Origin of the sequence: Haemophilus parainfluenzae (assembly GCF_003253005.1) — a bacterium.
Lineage (GTDB): Bacteria > Pseudomonadota > Gammaproteobacteria > Enterobacterales > Pasteurellaceae > Haemophilus_D > Haemophilus_D parainfluenzae_M.
Map to the genome: position 1 here is coordinate 1 of NZ_QEPZ01000005.1, position 13,808 is coordinate 13,808.

Annotated in this window: 13 protein-coding genes, 3 tRNA genes and 1 riboswitch; of the genes, 4 read left to right on the plus strand and 12 right to left on the minus strand. The window is 41.4% G+C overall.

From position 1 onward, the window contains the following. The 4 genes from DPV97_RS06695 to rpsL all read right to left on the minus strand — a co-directional run. On the minus strand, window positions 1-463 hold a 463-nt coding region (locus DPV97_RS06695), incomplete at its 3' end, for a GTP-binding protein (RefSeq protein WP_111382931.1). Between the two features lie 65 nt (window positions 464-528). Continuing rightward, window positions 529-2,631 (minus strand): elongation factor G, encoded by a 2,103-nt coding sequence (fusA, locus tag DPV97_RS06700; RefSeq protein ID WP_070713500.1) that lies wholly within the window; start codon window positions 2,629-2,631, stop codon window positions 529-531. A gap of 84 nt (window positions 2,632-2,715) precedes the next feature. Beyond that, window positions 2,716-3,186: a 30S ribosomal protein S7 gene (gene rpsG / locus DPV97_RS06705; protein WP_005699184.1), complete on the minus strand. Its 471-nt coding sequence runs from the start codon at window positions 3,184-3,186 to the stop codon at window positions 2,716-2,718. A 146-nt stretch (window positions 3,187-3,332) separates the two neighbouring features. Next, a complete protein-coding gene (gene rpsL, locus DPV97_RS06710; RefSeq protein WP_005543325.1) occupies window positions 3,333-3,707 on the minus strand; it encodes a 30S ribosomal protein S12 in 375 nt (124 codons plus the stop codon). A gap of 258 nt (window positions 3,708-3,965) precedes the next feature. On the opposite strand from rpsL, the gene DPV97_RS06715 reads away from it, so the two are divergent. Together DPV97_RS06715 and dusA are read left to right on the plus strand one after the other, a co-directional pair. After that, window positions 3,966-5,351 carry a chloride channel protein gene (locus tag DPV97_RS06715; protein WP_070713496.1) on the plus strand — a complete coding sequence of 462 codons (1,386 nt, stop codon included), beginning with the start codon at window positions 3,966-3,968 and terminating at the stop codon, window positions 5,349-5,351. A gap of 3 nt (window positions 5,352-5,354) precedes the next feature. Continuing rightward, complete coding sequence (gene dusA / locus DPV97_RS06720) at window positions 5,355-6,341, plus strand: tRNA dihydrouridine(20/20a) synthase DusA (protein ID WP_070713492.1); 987 nt, start codon at window positions 5,355-5,357, stop codon at window positions 6,339-6,341. Between the two features lie 70 nt (window positions 6,342-6,411). On the opposite strand, the gene ribB is transcribed toward dusA, so the two are convergent. Further along, window positions 6,412-7,059: a 3,4-dihydroxy-2-butanone-4-phosphate synthase gene (gene ribB / locus DPV97_RS06725; RefSeq protein WP_070713490.1), complete on the minus strand. Its 648-nt coding sequence runs from the start codon at window positions 7,057-7,059 to the stop codon at window positions 6,412-6,414. 88 nt (window positions 7,060-7,147) lie between these two features. Further along, window positions 7,148-7,322: riboswitch (FMN riboswitch) on the minus strand. A 97-nt stretch (window positions 7,323-7,419) separates the two neighbouring features. Between ribB and nadR the strand changes: the two genes are divergently transcribed. Further along, window positions 7,420-8,559 carry a multifunctional transcriptional regulator/nicotinamide-nucleotide adenylyltransferase/ribosylnicotinamide kinase NadR gene (nadR, locus tag DPV97_RS06730; RefSeq protein ID WP_410002435.1) on the plus strand — a complete coding sequence of 380 codons (1,140 nt, stop codon included), beginning with the start codon at window positions 7,420-7,422 and terminating at the stop codon, window positions 8,557-8,559. A gap of 1 nt (window position 8,560) precedes the next feature. After that, window positions 8,561-9,241, plus strand: a complete 681-nt coding sequence (locus DPV97_RS06735; protein WP_070713489.1) for a metallophosphoesterase family protein — start codon at window positions 8,561-8,563, stop codon at window positions 9,239-9,241. 52 nt (window positions 9,242-9,293) lie between these two features. Here the strand turns inward: DPV97_RS06735 and DPV97_RS06740 are convergent. The 7 genes from DPV97_RS06740 to waaA form a co-directional block, all read right to left on the minus strand. Continuing rightward, window positions 9,294-9,370 (minus strand) — tRNA-Arg (locus DPV97_RS06740). Between the two features lie 53 nt (window positions 9,371-9,423). Then, a tRNA-Arg gene (locus tag DPV97_RS06745) sits at window positions 9,424-9,500 on the minus strand. 23 nt (window positions 9,501-9,523) lie between these two features. Next, window positions 9,524-9,617: transfer RNA gene (locus tag DPV97_RS06750), tRNA-Ser, on the minus strand. A 159-nt stretch (window positions 9,618-9,776) separates the two neighbouring features. Then, window positions 9,777-11,789, minus strand: a complete 2,013-nt coding sequence (gene rep, locus DPV97_RS06755; RefSeq protein WP_070713487.1) for a DNA helicase Rep — start codon at window positions 11,787-11,789, stop codon at window positions 9,777-9,779. 13 nt (window positions 11,790-11,802) lie between these two features. Further along, complete coding sequence (locus DPV97_RS06760) at window positions 11,803-12,015, minus strand: lipoprotein (protein ID WP_049364162.1); 213 nt, start codon at window positions 12,013-12,015, stop codon at window positions 11,803-11,805. Beyond that, complete coding sequence (coaD, locus tag DPV97_RS06765; RefSeq protein WP_070713484.1) at window positions 12,012-12,488, minus strand: pantetheine-phosphate adenylyltransferase; 477 nt, start codon at window positions 12,486-12,488, stop codon at window positions 12,012-12,014. Before coaD ends, DPV97_RS06760 begins: the two co-directional genes overlap by 4 nt. Next, window positions 12,485-13,780, minus strand: a complete 1,296-nt coding sequence (gene waaA / locus DPV97_RS06770; RefSeq protein ID WP_070713481.1) for a lipid IV(A) 3-deoxy-D-manno-octulosonic acid transferase — start codon at window positions 13,778-13,780, stop codon at window positions 12,485-12,487. Before waaA ends, coaD begins: the two co-directional genes overlap by 4 nt. Window positions 13,781-13,808 lie beyond the last annotated feature (28 nt).

The window sequence follows — 13,808 nt, forward strand, 5'->3', positions numbered from 1 at the left end:
GAACTTCCATTTCTACTAATTCTAATAACTCTTCGTCATCTACCATGTCGCATTTGTTTAAGAATACGATGATGTAAGGTACACCTACTTGGCGACCTAATAAGATGTGCTCACGAGTTTGTGGCATTGGACCATCTGTCGCTGCTACTACTAAGATAGCACCGTCCATTTGCGCCGCACCGGTAATCATGTTTTTAACATAGTCCGCGTGTCCTGGGCAGTCAACGTGTGCGTAGTGGCGAGTTGGAGTATCGTATTCAACGTGTGAGGTGTTGATGGTGATACCACGCGCTTTTTCTTCTGGCGCGTTATCGATTTGGTCAAATGCACGAGCTGCACCACCGTAGTGTTTTGCTAATACGGTTGTGATTGCTGCTGTTAAAGTTGTTTTACCGTGGTCAACGTGGCCGATTGTACCCACGTTTACGTGCGGTTTTGTACGTTCAAATTTTTCTTTAGACATTTGTTTAGTTTCCTAGAAAATGCTCTATAAGCCATTCGACTTATAGAGCGGATTGTTACAAAAAATTATTTTTTACGCGCTTCAATTACTGCAGCAGCAACACTTGTTGGAGCTTCAGCATATTTTAACGGTTCCATTGAGTATGATGCACGACCTTGAGTTTGTGAACGTAAGTCAGTTGCATAACCGAACATTTCAGAAAGTGGAACTTCTGCATCGATTTTAACAACGAATTCGTTCGCTTCTTGACCGTTAACCATAGCACGACGACGGCTTAAGTCACCGATTACATCACCAACATACTCAGGTGGCGTTTCTACTTCAACTTTCATGATTGGCTCAAGTAGAACTGGGTTTGCTTTAGCGAACGCTGCTTTAAATGCTAAAGAAGCCGCTAATTTAAACGCTAATTCTGATGAGTCAACATCATGGTATGAACCGAAGTGTAAACGTACACCAAGATCTACTACTGGGTAACCCGCTAATGGACCAGATTTAAGCTGTTCTTGGATACCTTTATCAACTGCAGGAATATATTCACCAGGGATTACACCACCTTTGATTTCGTTTACAAATTCGTAACCAGGACCTTCTGGATCTAATGGATATAAGTCAATAACAACGTGACCATATTGACCACGACCACCAGATTGTTTTGCGTGTTTACCTTCCACATCGTTAACACGAGTGCGAATAGTTTCACGGTAAGATACTTGTGGTTTACCGATGTTAGCTTCCACTTTGAACTCACGTTTCATACGATCAACGATAATGTCTAAGTGTAACTCACCCATACCAGAAATAATGGTTTCACCAGATTCTTCATCAGTGTGAACACGGAATGAAGGGTCTTCTTGAGCAAGACGACCTAATGCAAGACCCATTTTTTCTTGGTCAGCTTTAGTCTTAGGTTCTACTGCTACAGAGATTACTGGCTCTGGGAATTCCATACGCTCAAGGATGATTGGTGCATCGACAGCACATAATGTATCACCCGTAGTTACATCTTTTAAGCCGATTGCTGCGGCGATATCGCCCGCACGAACTTCTTTGATTTCTTCACGTTTATTAGCGTGCATCTGTACGATACGACCAAAACGTTCACGTTTTTGACGTACAGAGTTTAATACTGTATCACCAGAGTTAATTACACCTGAGTACACACGGAAGAAGGTTAAGTTACCTACGAATGGGTCAGTTGCAATTTTGAATGCTAATGAAGAGAATGGCTCATCATCGCTTGCGTGACGTTCACCTTCAGTTTCATCTGGATTGATACCTTTGATTGCTGGAATATCAGTCGGTGCTGGTAAGTATTCAACAACCGCATCAAGCATTGCTTGAACACCTTTGTTTTTGAATGCAGAACCACAAGTTACCAAAATGATTTCGTTTGCTAATACGCGTTGACGAAGACCTGCTTTGATTTCTTCTTCGCTTAACTCTTCACCACCAAGATATTTTTCCATTAATTCTTCAGTTGCTTCAGCTGCTGCATCAACAAGGTTTTGACGCCATTCTTCACAAGCTGCTTGCATATCTGCAGGAATATCTTCATAAGTGAAAGTCATACCTTGGTCTGCTTCGTTCCAGTTGATCGCTTTCATTTTGATCAAATCAACAACACCAGTGAAGTTTTCTTCTGCACCGATTGGAAGTTGAAGAGGAATAGCATTAGCACCTAAACGAGTTTTAAGTTGTTCAACAACACGTAAGAAGTTAGCACCAGTACGGTCCATTTTGTTTACAAACGCGACACGTGGAACTTGATATTTGTTAGCTTGACGCCATACAGTTTCAGACTGAGGTTGAACACCACCAACCGCACAGTAAACCATTACCGCACCATCAAGAACACGCATAGAACGTTCTACTTCAACAGTAAAGTCTACGTGTCCCGGGGTATCGATAACGTTGATACGGTGTTGTGGGAACTGTTGTGACATACCAGACCAGAATGCGGTAGTTGCCGCAGAGGTAATGGTAATACCACGTTCTTGTTCCTGTTCCATCCAGTCCATTGTCGCTGCACCATCGTGTACTTCACCAATTTTGTGACTTACACCAGTGTAGAATAAGATACGTTCAGTGGTAGTAGTTTTACCAGCATCAATGTGCGCACTAATACCGATATTACGATATCTTTCAATAGGGGTTGTACGAGCCATTATTATAACCTTGTTAAGTTTAATATCTGTTTATATAAGGGTAAGGCTTCATCGAGGATGAAGCCCTTAGATTTTAAAAGCGTATTACCAACGGAAGTGAGCAAATGCTTTGTTAGCTTCAGCCATACGGTGAACGTCTTCACGTTTTTTCACTGCTGCGCCTTTGTTATCTGATGCATCAGATAATTCATTTGCAAGACGTAAAGCCATTGATTTATCACCGCGTTTACGTGCCGCTTCAACGATCCAACGCATACCTAATGCGTTACGACGAACTGGACGTACTTCAACTGGCACTTGGTAAGTAGAACCACCAACACGACGAGATTTAACCTCAACAGTTGGGCGAACGTTTTCAAGTGCAATTTCAAATGCTTCTAAAGGTTCTTTACCTGTGCGTTCTGCAAGTTTGTCTAACGCACCGTAAACGATGGTTTCAGCAACGGATTTTTTACCGTCTACCATTAATACATTAATAAATTTTGCAAGTAACTCTGAACCGAACTTCGGATCTGGAAGAATCTTGCGTGGTTCAACACTACGACGACGTGGCATTGCGAATTTCTCCGTATATTTAATCTTCAGGATATCCAAAACTCTATAAAAATTAACCGCACTTTAAAGTGAGCTAATGTGATACTGGAGTTTCTGATTTAAATTTTTACTAATTTAGACGTTTGGCCTTACTTAACGGAGTTCCATTAAGCTTTAGGACGTTTAACGCCGTATTTAGAACGACCTTGTTTACGATCTTTAACGCCTGCACAGTCTAATGCGCCGCGTACAGTGTGGTAACGCACACCTGGTAAGTCTTTAACACGACCACCACGGATAAGCACAACACTATGCTCTTGAAGGTTGTGACCTTCGCCGCCGATGTAAGAAGTTACTTCAAAGCCATTAGTTAAACGAATACGACATACTTTACGTAATGCTGAGTTCGGTTTTTTAGGTGTAGTTGTGTATACACGAGTGCACACACCACGTTTCTGCGGGCAAGCCTCTAATGCAGGAACGTTACTTTTTACAACCTTTTTCACACGCGGTTTGCGTACTAGCTGGTTGATAGTTGCCATTAAAAAAGCTCCAGTTTAAATGTTATTCATAATAGAATGTTTGTTACAAAATCTATCCCTCCATCCAATAGACAGAAGAAATAGACGCTGAATTCTAATGGTTTCACCTCATATTGTCAATATTTAAACAGAAATAGGATCGCAAAGGATCGCTTAGCAAAAAATCCAGATGAAATAGACCGCACTTTGTCAAATCAATTGCCTGTATGTAGCCAGGGTTTTATAATTTCAAGCAGAATTATTCTGTTGGCAATCATTATGTTACGTTCATTCATTTTTCATTTACGTTATTTCTACCATAAAAAACTTCGACAAACCCATCGTATCTCTCATAAAACACTCGAATTTGTATGTTTACTGATTGGTGCGACATTTGTTGCCCTATTTTCCTTTGGATTTGCGAAACTCGCCGACATGGGGCTTGAATTTAATGCCTATTGGTCTGCTAAATATCCTCTCACCGTTTGGATCATTTTACCGCTTGGTCTTGCTTTTCTCACCTGGTTTACCGCCAAATACACACCTTATGTTGGTGGCAGCGGTATTCCACAAGTTATTGCCTCCATTAATCTTCCTTACAATGGCTATAAAACGAAACTTGTTAAATTTCGCCAAACCATTTGGAAAATTCCACTTACTTTCTTTGCAATGGTTATCGGTGCGTCTGTTGGACGTGAAGGACCTTCTGTTCAAGTGGGTGCAGCGGTTATGCTCGCTTGGGGAAATTTCTGTCGTAAATATAACTTCGCTTTCCGTGGCTTAAGTACGAATGAACTCATCGCAACGGGTGCAGCAGGCGGTCTTGCTGCCGCCTTTAATGCCCCTTTAGCTGGAGTCATTTTTGCCATTGAAGAACTTGGTCGTGGCGTGATGTTACGCTGGGAACGCCGTGTGTTGCTCGGTGTATTAGCGGCCGGTTTTATTTTAGTGGCGATTCAAGGCAATAGCCCTTACTTTCCAGCCTATAAAGGTGCGACTTCTATTCCTTATTTATATCTTTGGCTTGCCATTTGTGGCATCGTCTGCGGTGTACTGGGTGGTATATTTGGACGACTCCTTGCCAAAGGGCTCGCGGGACTTTCTCCACTTAAATGGCGTGACTGGATCCGCAAACACCCAATTTACATTGCTTTATTACTCGGTTTAGTACTTGCCGCAATGGGTACCTACAGCGAAGGGCAAACTTATGGAACGGGCTATAATGTGGTTGCAAGAGCATTAGAAGGACAACTCGTTTCACCTGAAGTGGGAATACTAAAACTCTTCGCAACGGTTACGACTTATTGGAATGGCATCGCGGGCGGAATTTTTACGCCATCTCTCACTACTGGTGCGGGTATCGGCACTATGTTATGGGAAATCAGTAACGGCATGGTCGATCAACGTTTCTTGGTCATTTTATGTATGGCAGCCTTTTTAGCTGGAGGCACACAATCCCCTGTGACAGCCAGCGTAGTAGTAATGGAAATGACCGGGGCTCAACCCGTGCTAATTTGGCTCTTGATTTCCAGTATCATTGCCTCCATAATTTCGCGCCAATTTAGTCCGAAACCTTTTTACCACTTTGCGGCTGGGCGTTTCCGCCAACGAATGCAGGAACAACAAGCAGAAGATCTTCGCCGTAACGAGATTCAAGAGAAATAAAATATGTCAGAAAACCAACCGCACTTTTATCGTGGCCGCTTTTCCGTTGCGCCAATGTTAGATTGGACAACACGCCATTGTCGCTATTTTCATCGTCAATTTAGTAAAAATGCCTTGCTTTATACCGAAATGGTTACGGCTCCCGCCATTATTCATGCCAAATACGATCATTTAGATTTTGATTTGCAAGAAAACCCGGTTGCCTTACAACTTGGTGGAAGCGATCCCGCACAGCTTAAACATTGTGCCAAATTAGCGGAAGAAAGAGGCTATCATGAAATTAATCTGAATGTGGGCTGCCCTTCTGATCGCGTGCAAAATGGTATGTTTGGTGCTTGTTTGATGGCAAAAGCAGATTTAGTAGCAGAATGTATTGCAGAAATGCAACGTGTCGTGAATATTCCTGTCACCGTGAAAACGCGTATTGGCATTGATGGTTTGGATAGCTATGAATTTCTCTGCGACTTTATCGAAAAAGTCCATTATGCAGGCTGCCAAGAATTTATTGTTCACGCAAGAAAAGCCTGGCTTTCAGGATTAAGCCCAAAAGAGAATCGCGAGATTCCCCCTTTGGATTATGATCGTGTTTACCAATTAAAGAAAGACTTCCCGCAGTTGACTATTGCAATTAATGGTGGCATTAAAACCATCGAAGAAATTAAACACCATTTGCAATTTGTGGATGGCGTGATGGTTGGGCGTGAGGCTTATCAAAATCCGTCATTGTTGGGCTATGTTGATCAAATGCTTTTTGATGCCAATGCGGATATCGTCACGCCAAGACAAGCGGTGAAAGCCATGTTCCCTTACATTGAAAAACAGCTGAGCCAAGGTGTCTATTTAAATCATATCGTTCGACATATGCTTGGTGCATTCCAAAACTGCAAAGGGGCAAGACAATGGCGACGCTATTTAAGTGAAAATGCCTTTAAACAAGGCGCAGGAATTGAAGTGGTTGAAACGGCATTAAGCTTTGTGGAAACGAATTAAGCCTAAAATGCAAAGTGCGGTCAGAATTTAAACGATTTTCTGACCGCACTTTTGTTTTCTGAGTATTTAATTAGCACTGATGTTTTTGACGATATGCTACCAAATCTTCTATTGTTAGTACTACATAACCAAATTTTTTCGCAAATTTAATAATTTCTGGTGCACGAGCCATAGAGCCATCATCATTCGTGATTTCACAAATCACACCCGCTGGTTTAAAACCACTTAAGCGAGCTAAATCAACTGAGGCTTCAGTATGGCCACGACGTGCTAAAACACCACCTTCTGCCGCTCGTAATGGGAAAACATGTCCAGGACGGTGAAGATCAGTGGGTCTTGCCTGATCTGCAATCGCAGCTTTAATGGTTGTTACTCGATCTTGTGCTGATACACCTGTTGACACACCTTCTGCTGCTTCAATCGTCACGGTAAACGCGGTTTTATTCACGCTATTGTTATGCTCAACCATCGGCGGCAAATCAAGCTGTTTGCACTGTTCATCGGTGATACATAAACACACGATACCGCTGCCATAACGAATAAGTTTTGCCATTTGTTCTGGAGTAATGGTTTCCGCAGGGAAAATTAAATCGCCTTCATTTTCGCGATCTTCATCATCCAACACTAATACGCCATTACCTTGTTTGAATGCATTCAATGCGTTAATTACCCGTTCTTCGCCGGTCGCACCAAATGCAGATAAAATTGACTGATTCATCGTAATTTCCTTTGTTGTTACGTTAAAATTAACCAGAATCAGGGCTGAGAAATGCAAATAAATAGAACGGAATTGGGAACCCAATCCGTTTTATTCTCTTTCATCCAGACTATACTGTCGGCTTTGGAATTTCACCAAATCTGCTAACCTTAAAAGTACAAAGCGAAACAATTTTGTAAAACGCAATCAAAATTGACCGCACTTTTAAGTGCTCGTGGGCTGTCACCACCGGTAGGGAATTTCACCCTGCCCTGAGAATGCAGGTAGTAGTATAACGTAAAATGTCGCTGTAAAAAATCATTCAATGAAAAATGTTTTTATTTGCACAAAGATTGCATAAAATAGGGCTATACTGCCACTATGCGGTGGCCATTTAGCGAAGGATACATTATGTCGAACAAACACGATAAAAAAGTGGGTGTGATTTTTGGGAAATTCTACCCTGTTCACACCGGCCATATTAATATGATTTATGAAGCATTTAGTAAAGTGGATGAGCTTCACGTGATTGTCTGTAGCGATACTGAACGGGATTTAAAGCTGTTTTATGATAGTAAAATGAAACGCATGCCGACGGTACAAGATCGCCTTCGCTGGATGCAGCAAATCTTTAAATATCAAAAAAATCAAATTTTCATTCATCACTTAATTGAAGATGGCATTCCAAGTTACCCAAATGGGTGGCAAGCTTGGAGTGACGCAGTAAAAAATCTATTTGAAGAAAAACAATTTACCCCAACGATAGTATTTAGTAGTGAGCCACAAGACAAAGCACCATACGAAAAATACTTAGGACTTGAAGTTTCTTTAGTGGATCCTGACCGCTCTTTCTTTAATGTATCTGCAACGAAAATTCGTACTACACCTTTCCAATATTGGAAATTCATTCCGAAAGAAGTCCGTCCATTCTTTGCGAAAACCATTGCCATTTTGGGTGGTGAAAGCAGCGGTAAAAGTGTGTTAGTCAGCAAACTGGCTGCCGTATTTAATACTACTTCGGCATGGGAATATGGCCGGGAATATGTCTTTGAAAAATTAGGTGGTGATGAGCAAGCCATGCAATATTCTGACTATCCACAAATGGCATTAGGTCACCAACGCTATATTGATTATGCCGTGCGTCATGCCCATAAAGTCGCGATTATTGATACTGACTTCATTACCACGCAAGCTTTTTGTATTCAATACGAAGGCAAAGCCCATCCGTTCTTAGATTCCATGATCAAAGAATACCCGTTTGATGTCACCATTTTATTGAAAAACAATACAAAATGGGTAGATGATGGCTTACGTAGTCTAGGCAGCCAAAAACAACGTCAACAATTCCAACAGTTATTGAAGAAATTGTTAGATAAATACAAAGTACCTTACATTGAAATTGAATCGCCAAGTTATTTAGACCGTTATAACCAAGTGAAATCTGTTGTGGAAAAAGTGTTAAATGATGAAGAACTTGAAGGTTTACCACATACTAAACGCACATTGACCAACGAGAAATAAGATGATTTTATTCGCAGGCGATCCGCACGGAAGTTACGAACATCTTTATCCTTTCGTGCAAGACAATGACAACGTTGCCCTGATTATTTTGGGTGACTTGCAACTTTCTTCGCCTGATGAATTAGATAAACTCGCAAAATATTGTGATATTTGGTTTATTCACGGCAACCATGATAGCAAAACCGTCGCCGCATTTGAGGCGATTTGGGGGACACATTGGAAATCACGTAATTTGCATAATCGTGTTGTTGAAATTCAAGGACAACGTATTGCTGGCTTAGGTGGCGTATTCCGAGGACAAATCTGGATGCCCCCCAATAAACCAATGTATTTTGACCCTATCCATTATTGCCAATATAGCCCTCAAGAAAAAATTTGGCGTGGCGGTGTACCATTGCGTCATCGCACGTCTATTTTCCCTTCTGATATCGAAGCCATTGAAAATGAGCAAGCCGATATTCTAATTTGCCATGAGGCACCGAAGCCTCATCCAATGGGATTTCGTGTGATTAATCAACTCGCAGAAAAATTAGGGGTAAGGCACGTTTTCCATGGGCATCACCACGATAACGTCGAGTACAAGACAAATTTTCCTTATAAAATCACGAATGTCGGTTTTAGAAGTGTCACAGACATACACGGAAATTATTTATTAAAAACTATTGATGATCGAGAAAAATAACTAAATAAAGCGTTAATTGTTTTTGATAAAAAGAAAGTTTGAAGAGAGAAGATGGCGCACCCGAAAGGATTCGAACCTTTGACCGCTCGGTTCGTAGCCGAGTACTCTATCCAGCTGAGCTACGGGTGCGTAGTGATGTTTTATTCTTCGTGACCATTTTAACTGATAGAGTCGATTTAAAATGGCGCACCCGAGAGGATTCGAACCTCTGACCGCTCGGTTCGTAGCCGAGTACTCTATCCAGCTGAGCTACGGGTGCAGAATAATAAAACTAAAAACAAATGGCGGTGAGAGAGGGATTCGAACCCTCGATGGAGTTTTTGACCCCATACTCCCTTAGCAGGGGAGCGCCTTCAGCCTACTCGGCCATCTCACCACAATCGGTTTGTGGGCGGTATAATACGTTTTTTTGAAAATAAGTCAAATCATTTTTTGTAAAAGCCGTTTTGGTTGCTTGATTTATCTACATTTTGCATAAATAAAGTGCGGTTGAAAAACAAATAAATTTCCGACCGCCCTTTAACATAAATTATCTCTAACCTTTTAAAATTGCCCGTAGACGATCGAGCTGACTCGATGTTTGTTGTTGCTTCTGTTCTACCGTTAATTTTGGCTTATCTTTTTCCCATTGCACATCATCTTGTGGTAACTCTGCCAAGAAACGGCTCGGCTCTGGGCGAATCAACTCACCAAACTGACGTCGTTCACGACAAAGAGAAAAAGTCAGCGTTTGTTGTGCTCGAGTAATGCCCACATAGGCCAAACGGCGTTCCTCTTCCACATTATCTTCATCAATACTGGTTTGATGAGGCAAAATCCCCTCTTCCATACCGATTAAATACACATGGGGGAACTCTAAACCTTTAGAGGCATGCAATGTCATTAATTGCACTTGATCACTCTCGTCATCGTCTTCGCCGCGTTCCATCATGTCGCGTAAAGTTAAACGAGTGACCACTTGGTTTAAAGTCATCGGCTCATTCACCTCATCGCCTTTGAGCATATCCTCTACCCAGCTAAACAAGGTTGCCACGTTTTTACTCTGCATTTCAGCAGCTTTCGGACTGGTGGCATACTCATACAAATATTCTTCGTAATGCAAGGAAGAAAGTAACGAACGCACAGCGGTTTCAGGATCGGAACGTAAACTTTGATCGTTCAACTCCACAATCCAACGACCAAATTTTTGCAATGCATCATAGGCTTTTGGCGTGACTCGTTGCATGAGTTCAAACTCAAAAATTGCCTCAAATAAGCTGATATGTTTTTCCTGTGCCAACTCACCTAATTTTTGTAGAGTTGCTGTACCAATTTCCCGTTTCGGTGTATTCACAATTCGCAAAAAGGCCGCATCATCATCTTGATTCACCAACAAACGCAAGTAAGCCATCATGTCCTTAATTTCAGTGCGAGAGAAAAAAGACGTTCCACCAGATATTTTGTACGGAATACGGTTTTGCATCAGTACTTTTTCCAATAGACGGGATTGATGATTCCCCCGATACAAAATCGCATAATCCTTGAATTTAGTTTTACGGCTAAAACGATGGGCGATTAATTCCGCCACAATCCGTTCGGCTTCATGTTCTTCATTTTTCGCTTCAATGACTTGCAGTTTTTCACCTTCGCCCAAGTTGGAAAAAAGCTTTTTGTCGAATACGTGCTCGTTGTTATCAATCAAAATATTGGCACAATGCAAAATACGATGAGTGGAGCGATAATTTTGTTCCAATTTGATAACTCGCAAATGCGGAAAATCATCACGTAAACGCACCATATTTTGTGGACGTGCACCTCGCCAAGAATAAATGGATTGGTCGTCATCACCCACTACGGTAAAACAAGCTCTCTCGCCAACGAGTAATTTGATGAGTTCATATTGGCTGGTATTAGTATCTTGATATTCATCCACCAACAGATAGCGAATTTTCTCCTGCCATTTTGACCGCACTTCTTCGTTCTGTTTGAAGAGTAAGGTCGGCAACATAATCAAATCATCAAAATCCAACGCATTATAAGCACGGATTTGCGCCGCATAACGCTCATAACATTTTGCAAAGGTTTGATATTTGGCATCTTTTGCTAAGGCATAAGCCTGTTTTGGCGAAACCAAATCATTCTTCCAGTTGGAAATAACGGAAATTAATTCACGTAATAAGTCTTTATCTTCCTGGAGCACATCTGCCGTCAGTTCTTTGAGTAAAGCAAGTTGATCGTGCTCATCAAACAAGGTCATATTCGATTTAAAGCCTAAAGCTTTATATTCCCGTTTGATAATGTCGAAACCTAAGGTATGGAAAGTGGAAACAATCAATCCTTTGGATTTTTCTTTACCAATGGAATGGGCTACACGCTCTTTCATTTCACGAGCGGCTTTGTTGGTAAAGGTTACGGCGGCGATCTGTTTAGGTAAATAACCACAGTGTTCAATCAAATGAGCAATCTTATTAATGATCACGCGCGTCTTGCCAGAGCCTGCGCCTGCCAGCACCAAGCAAGGCCCACTGACATATTCAACAGCCTGTTGTTGTTGAGGATTGAGTTTCATATCTTAATGCAAATTAATTTGACCACGCATAAGGCAACAATGCGGTATCTAATAAAAATGACAGTGGCAAATCTAAAATAGGTAAGCCCCATTTTTGTGCCATCTCTAAATCATAAGCCGCACCTGCGTAAGGTATGTATTTTTCCGATGGATCAATTAATTTCACCACCGTACCACAACCAGTTAACGCTAAAAGTGCGGTTAAAATCAGAAGTGTTTTTTTCATTCACGACGTGCTTTTAAGGCTAAATAGACGGCTTCCGGCACCAGTTCTTTCACATCGCCATGATGCAAATAAATTTCTCGTACAATCGTGGAAGACACAAACGCCCATTTTTCATTTGGTGGGAAAAATAAACTATCCACACCATCGGTTAATAAACGGTTTAACGCAGCCAATTGTAATTCGTATTCAAAATCCGTCGTTGTACGCACGCCACGAATAATGGCGGTAATCTTTTTCGCTTTGATTTCATTTGCGAGTAAATCAGAGAATCCAAATACTTCCACATTGGGTAAATGAGCGACCGATTGACGCACGAGTTCAACGCGTTCTTCTAATGAGAACAATGGCTTTTTGCTCGGACTATTCGCCACCGCGACAAAAACTTTCGGAAAAATGACCGCACTTCGCGCAATAATATCTAAATGCCCGTTAGTAATCGGGTCAAACGTTCCAGGGTAAATTACGCTTGTCATTTATGGTTCTCCGAAATATTGGTTAAATAAGGATGAAGCAAATCTAAAAGACGCTGTAATGCACCACGATTTTCGATTAATACTTCATAGCCTGCATTGCCTAAACGTTGACGTGCTTCTTTTGAATTCAATAACTTATCAATAATCTCTGCCAACGCTTTCTCTGTGGAGTTGATTTGTAACACACCTTGTACTTCTAAGAGCGAGGTAAAAACTTCAGGGAAATTGAAGGTATACTTTCCACTCACAACGGGTAATTTAAATGCCAAAGGCTCGAGAGGATTATGTCCCCCATGTTTGACCAAACTTCCACCGACAAACGCAATATCTGAAATACCATACATCAACATCAACTCGCCCATGGTATCACCCAGAATCACTTGGGTATTATCTGAAGGAATCTCTCCCGTTGAACGACGAATAAAGTTAAAGTTGGCTTTTTCTATTAAATCCGCCACTGGATTAAAACGCTCAGGATGACGTGGCACCAGCAATAACAGTAAATTTGGATGTTTTTTCAGTAACAAATGATGCGCTTGTAAAATGAGTTCTTCTTCTCCTTCGTGCGTACTCGCGGCAATCCAAATCTGACGGTCTTTCGCCCAGCTCTCATGAAGCGTTGCAATGTCTTTGAGTAACTCATCACTGACCACAAGATCATATTTAATATTGCCAGTTAATTGAAGGCGATCTTTCTCATAACCTAACTCTAAATAACGCTTTCCACTGATGCTATCTTGCGGTGCAATCAGGCTAATTTGAGAGAACATTCTTTGTAAGCGTTTTTTTACCTTGCCATAACGTCTGGCTGAACGTGCAGAAAGGCGTGCATTGGCGACAATGAAAGGAATATCTCGACGAGCCAAACAATCAATCAAATTTGGCCAAAGTTCCGTTTCAATCACAATGAATACTTTAGGTTGAATAAAATCAATAAAACGATTGATGACACAAGGTAAATCGTAAGGCAAATAACAATGCACCACAGTTTCCCCGAACGCCGCTTTTACTCGTTCAGATCCTGTTGGTGTAACCGTTGTAAATGTGATCGGTAAATTCGGGTATTCCTTCTGAATACGTTTTACTAGCGGCGTAGCAGCAATCACTTCCCCTACCGATGCAGCATGAATGACGATCCCATCTTGTGTAGGCTTAGCAAGATTCGCATAAATACCATATCGCTCGCCTAAACGCTTACGATAATTAGGGGCCTTAAGACTTCGTAGCAACATGAAGAACAGCACAAAAGGCTGAATTAGATACATCAGGCAGGTATAAAAAAAACGCCACATAAAATAAATTCGGTTATACTTACAAAAA

What these genes read in the sequence shown, in the direction of transcription:
- rpsG (WP_005699184.1), bottom strand. Translation starts at nt 3,186, where the DNA reads ATGCCACGTCGTCGTAGTGTTGAACCACGCAAGATTCTTCCAGATCCG.
- DPV97_RS06760 (WP_049364162.1), bottom strand. Translation starts at nt 12,015, where the DNA reads ATGAAAAAAACACTTCTGATTTTAACCGCACTTTTAGCGTTAACTGGT.
- fusA (WP_070713500.1), bottom strand. Translation starts at nt 2,631, where the DNA reads ATGGCTCGTACAACCCCTATTGAAAGATATCGTAATATCGGTATTAGT.
- dusA (WP_070713492.1), top strand. Translation starts at nt 5,355, where the DNA reads ATGTCAGAAAACCAACCGCACTTTTATCGTGGCCGCTTTTCCGTTGCG.
- rep (WP_070713487.1), bottom strand. Translation starts at nt 11,789, where the DNA reads ATGAAACTCAATCCTCAACAACAACAGGCTGTTGAATATGTCAGTGGG.
- DPV97_RS06735 (WP_070713489.1), top strand. Translation starts at nt 8,561, where the DNA reads ATGATTTTATTCGCAGGCGATCCGCACGGAAGTTACGAACATCTTTAT.
- waaA (WP_070713481.1), bottom strand. Translation starts at nt 13,780, where the DNA reads ATGTGGCGTTTTTTTTATACCTGCCTGATGTATCTAATTCAGCCTTTT.
- coaD (WP_070713484.1), bottom strand. Translation starts at nt 12,488, where the DNA reads ATGACAAGCGTAATTTACCCTGGAACGTTTGACCCGATTACTAACGGG.
- nadR (WP_410002435.1), top strand. Translation starts at nt 7,420, where the DNA reads ATGCGGTGGCCATTTAGCGAAGGATACATTATGTCGAACAAACACGAT.
- rpsL (WP_005543325.1), bottom strand. Translation starts at nt 3,707, where the DNA reads ATGGCAACTATCAACCAGCTAGTACGCAAACCGCGTGTGAAAAAGGTT.
- ribB (WP_070713490.1), bottom strand. Translation starts at nt 7,059, where the DNA reads ATGAATCAGTCAATTTTATCTGCATTTGGTGCGACCGGCGAAGAACGG.
- DPV97_RS06715 (WP_070713496.1), top strand. Translation starts at nt 3,966, where the DNA reads ATGTTACGTTCATTCATTTTTCATTTACGTTATTTCTACCATAAAAAA.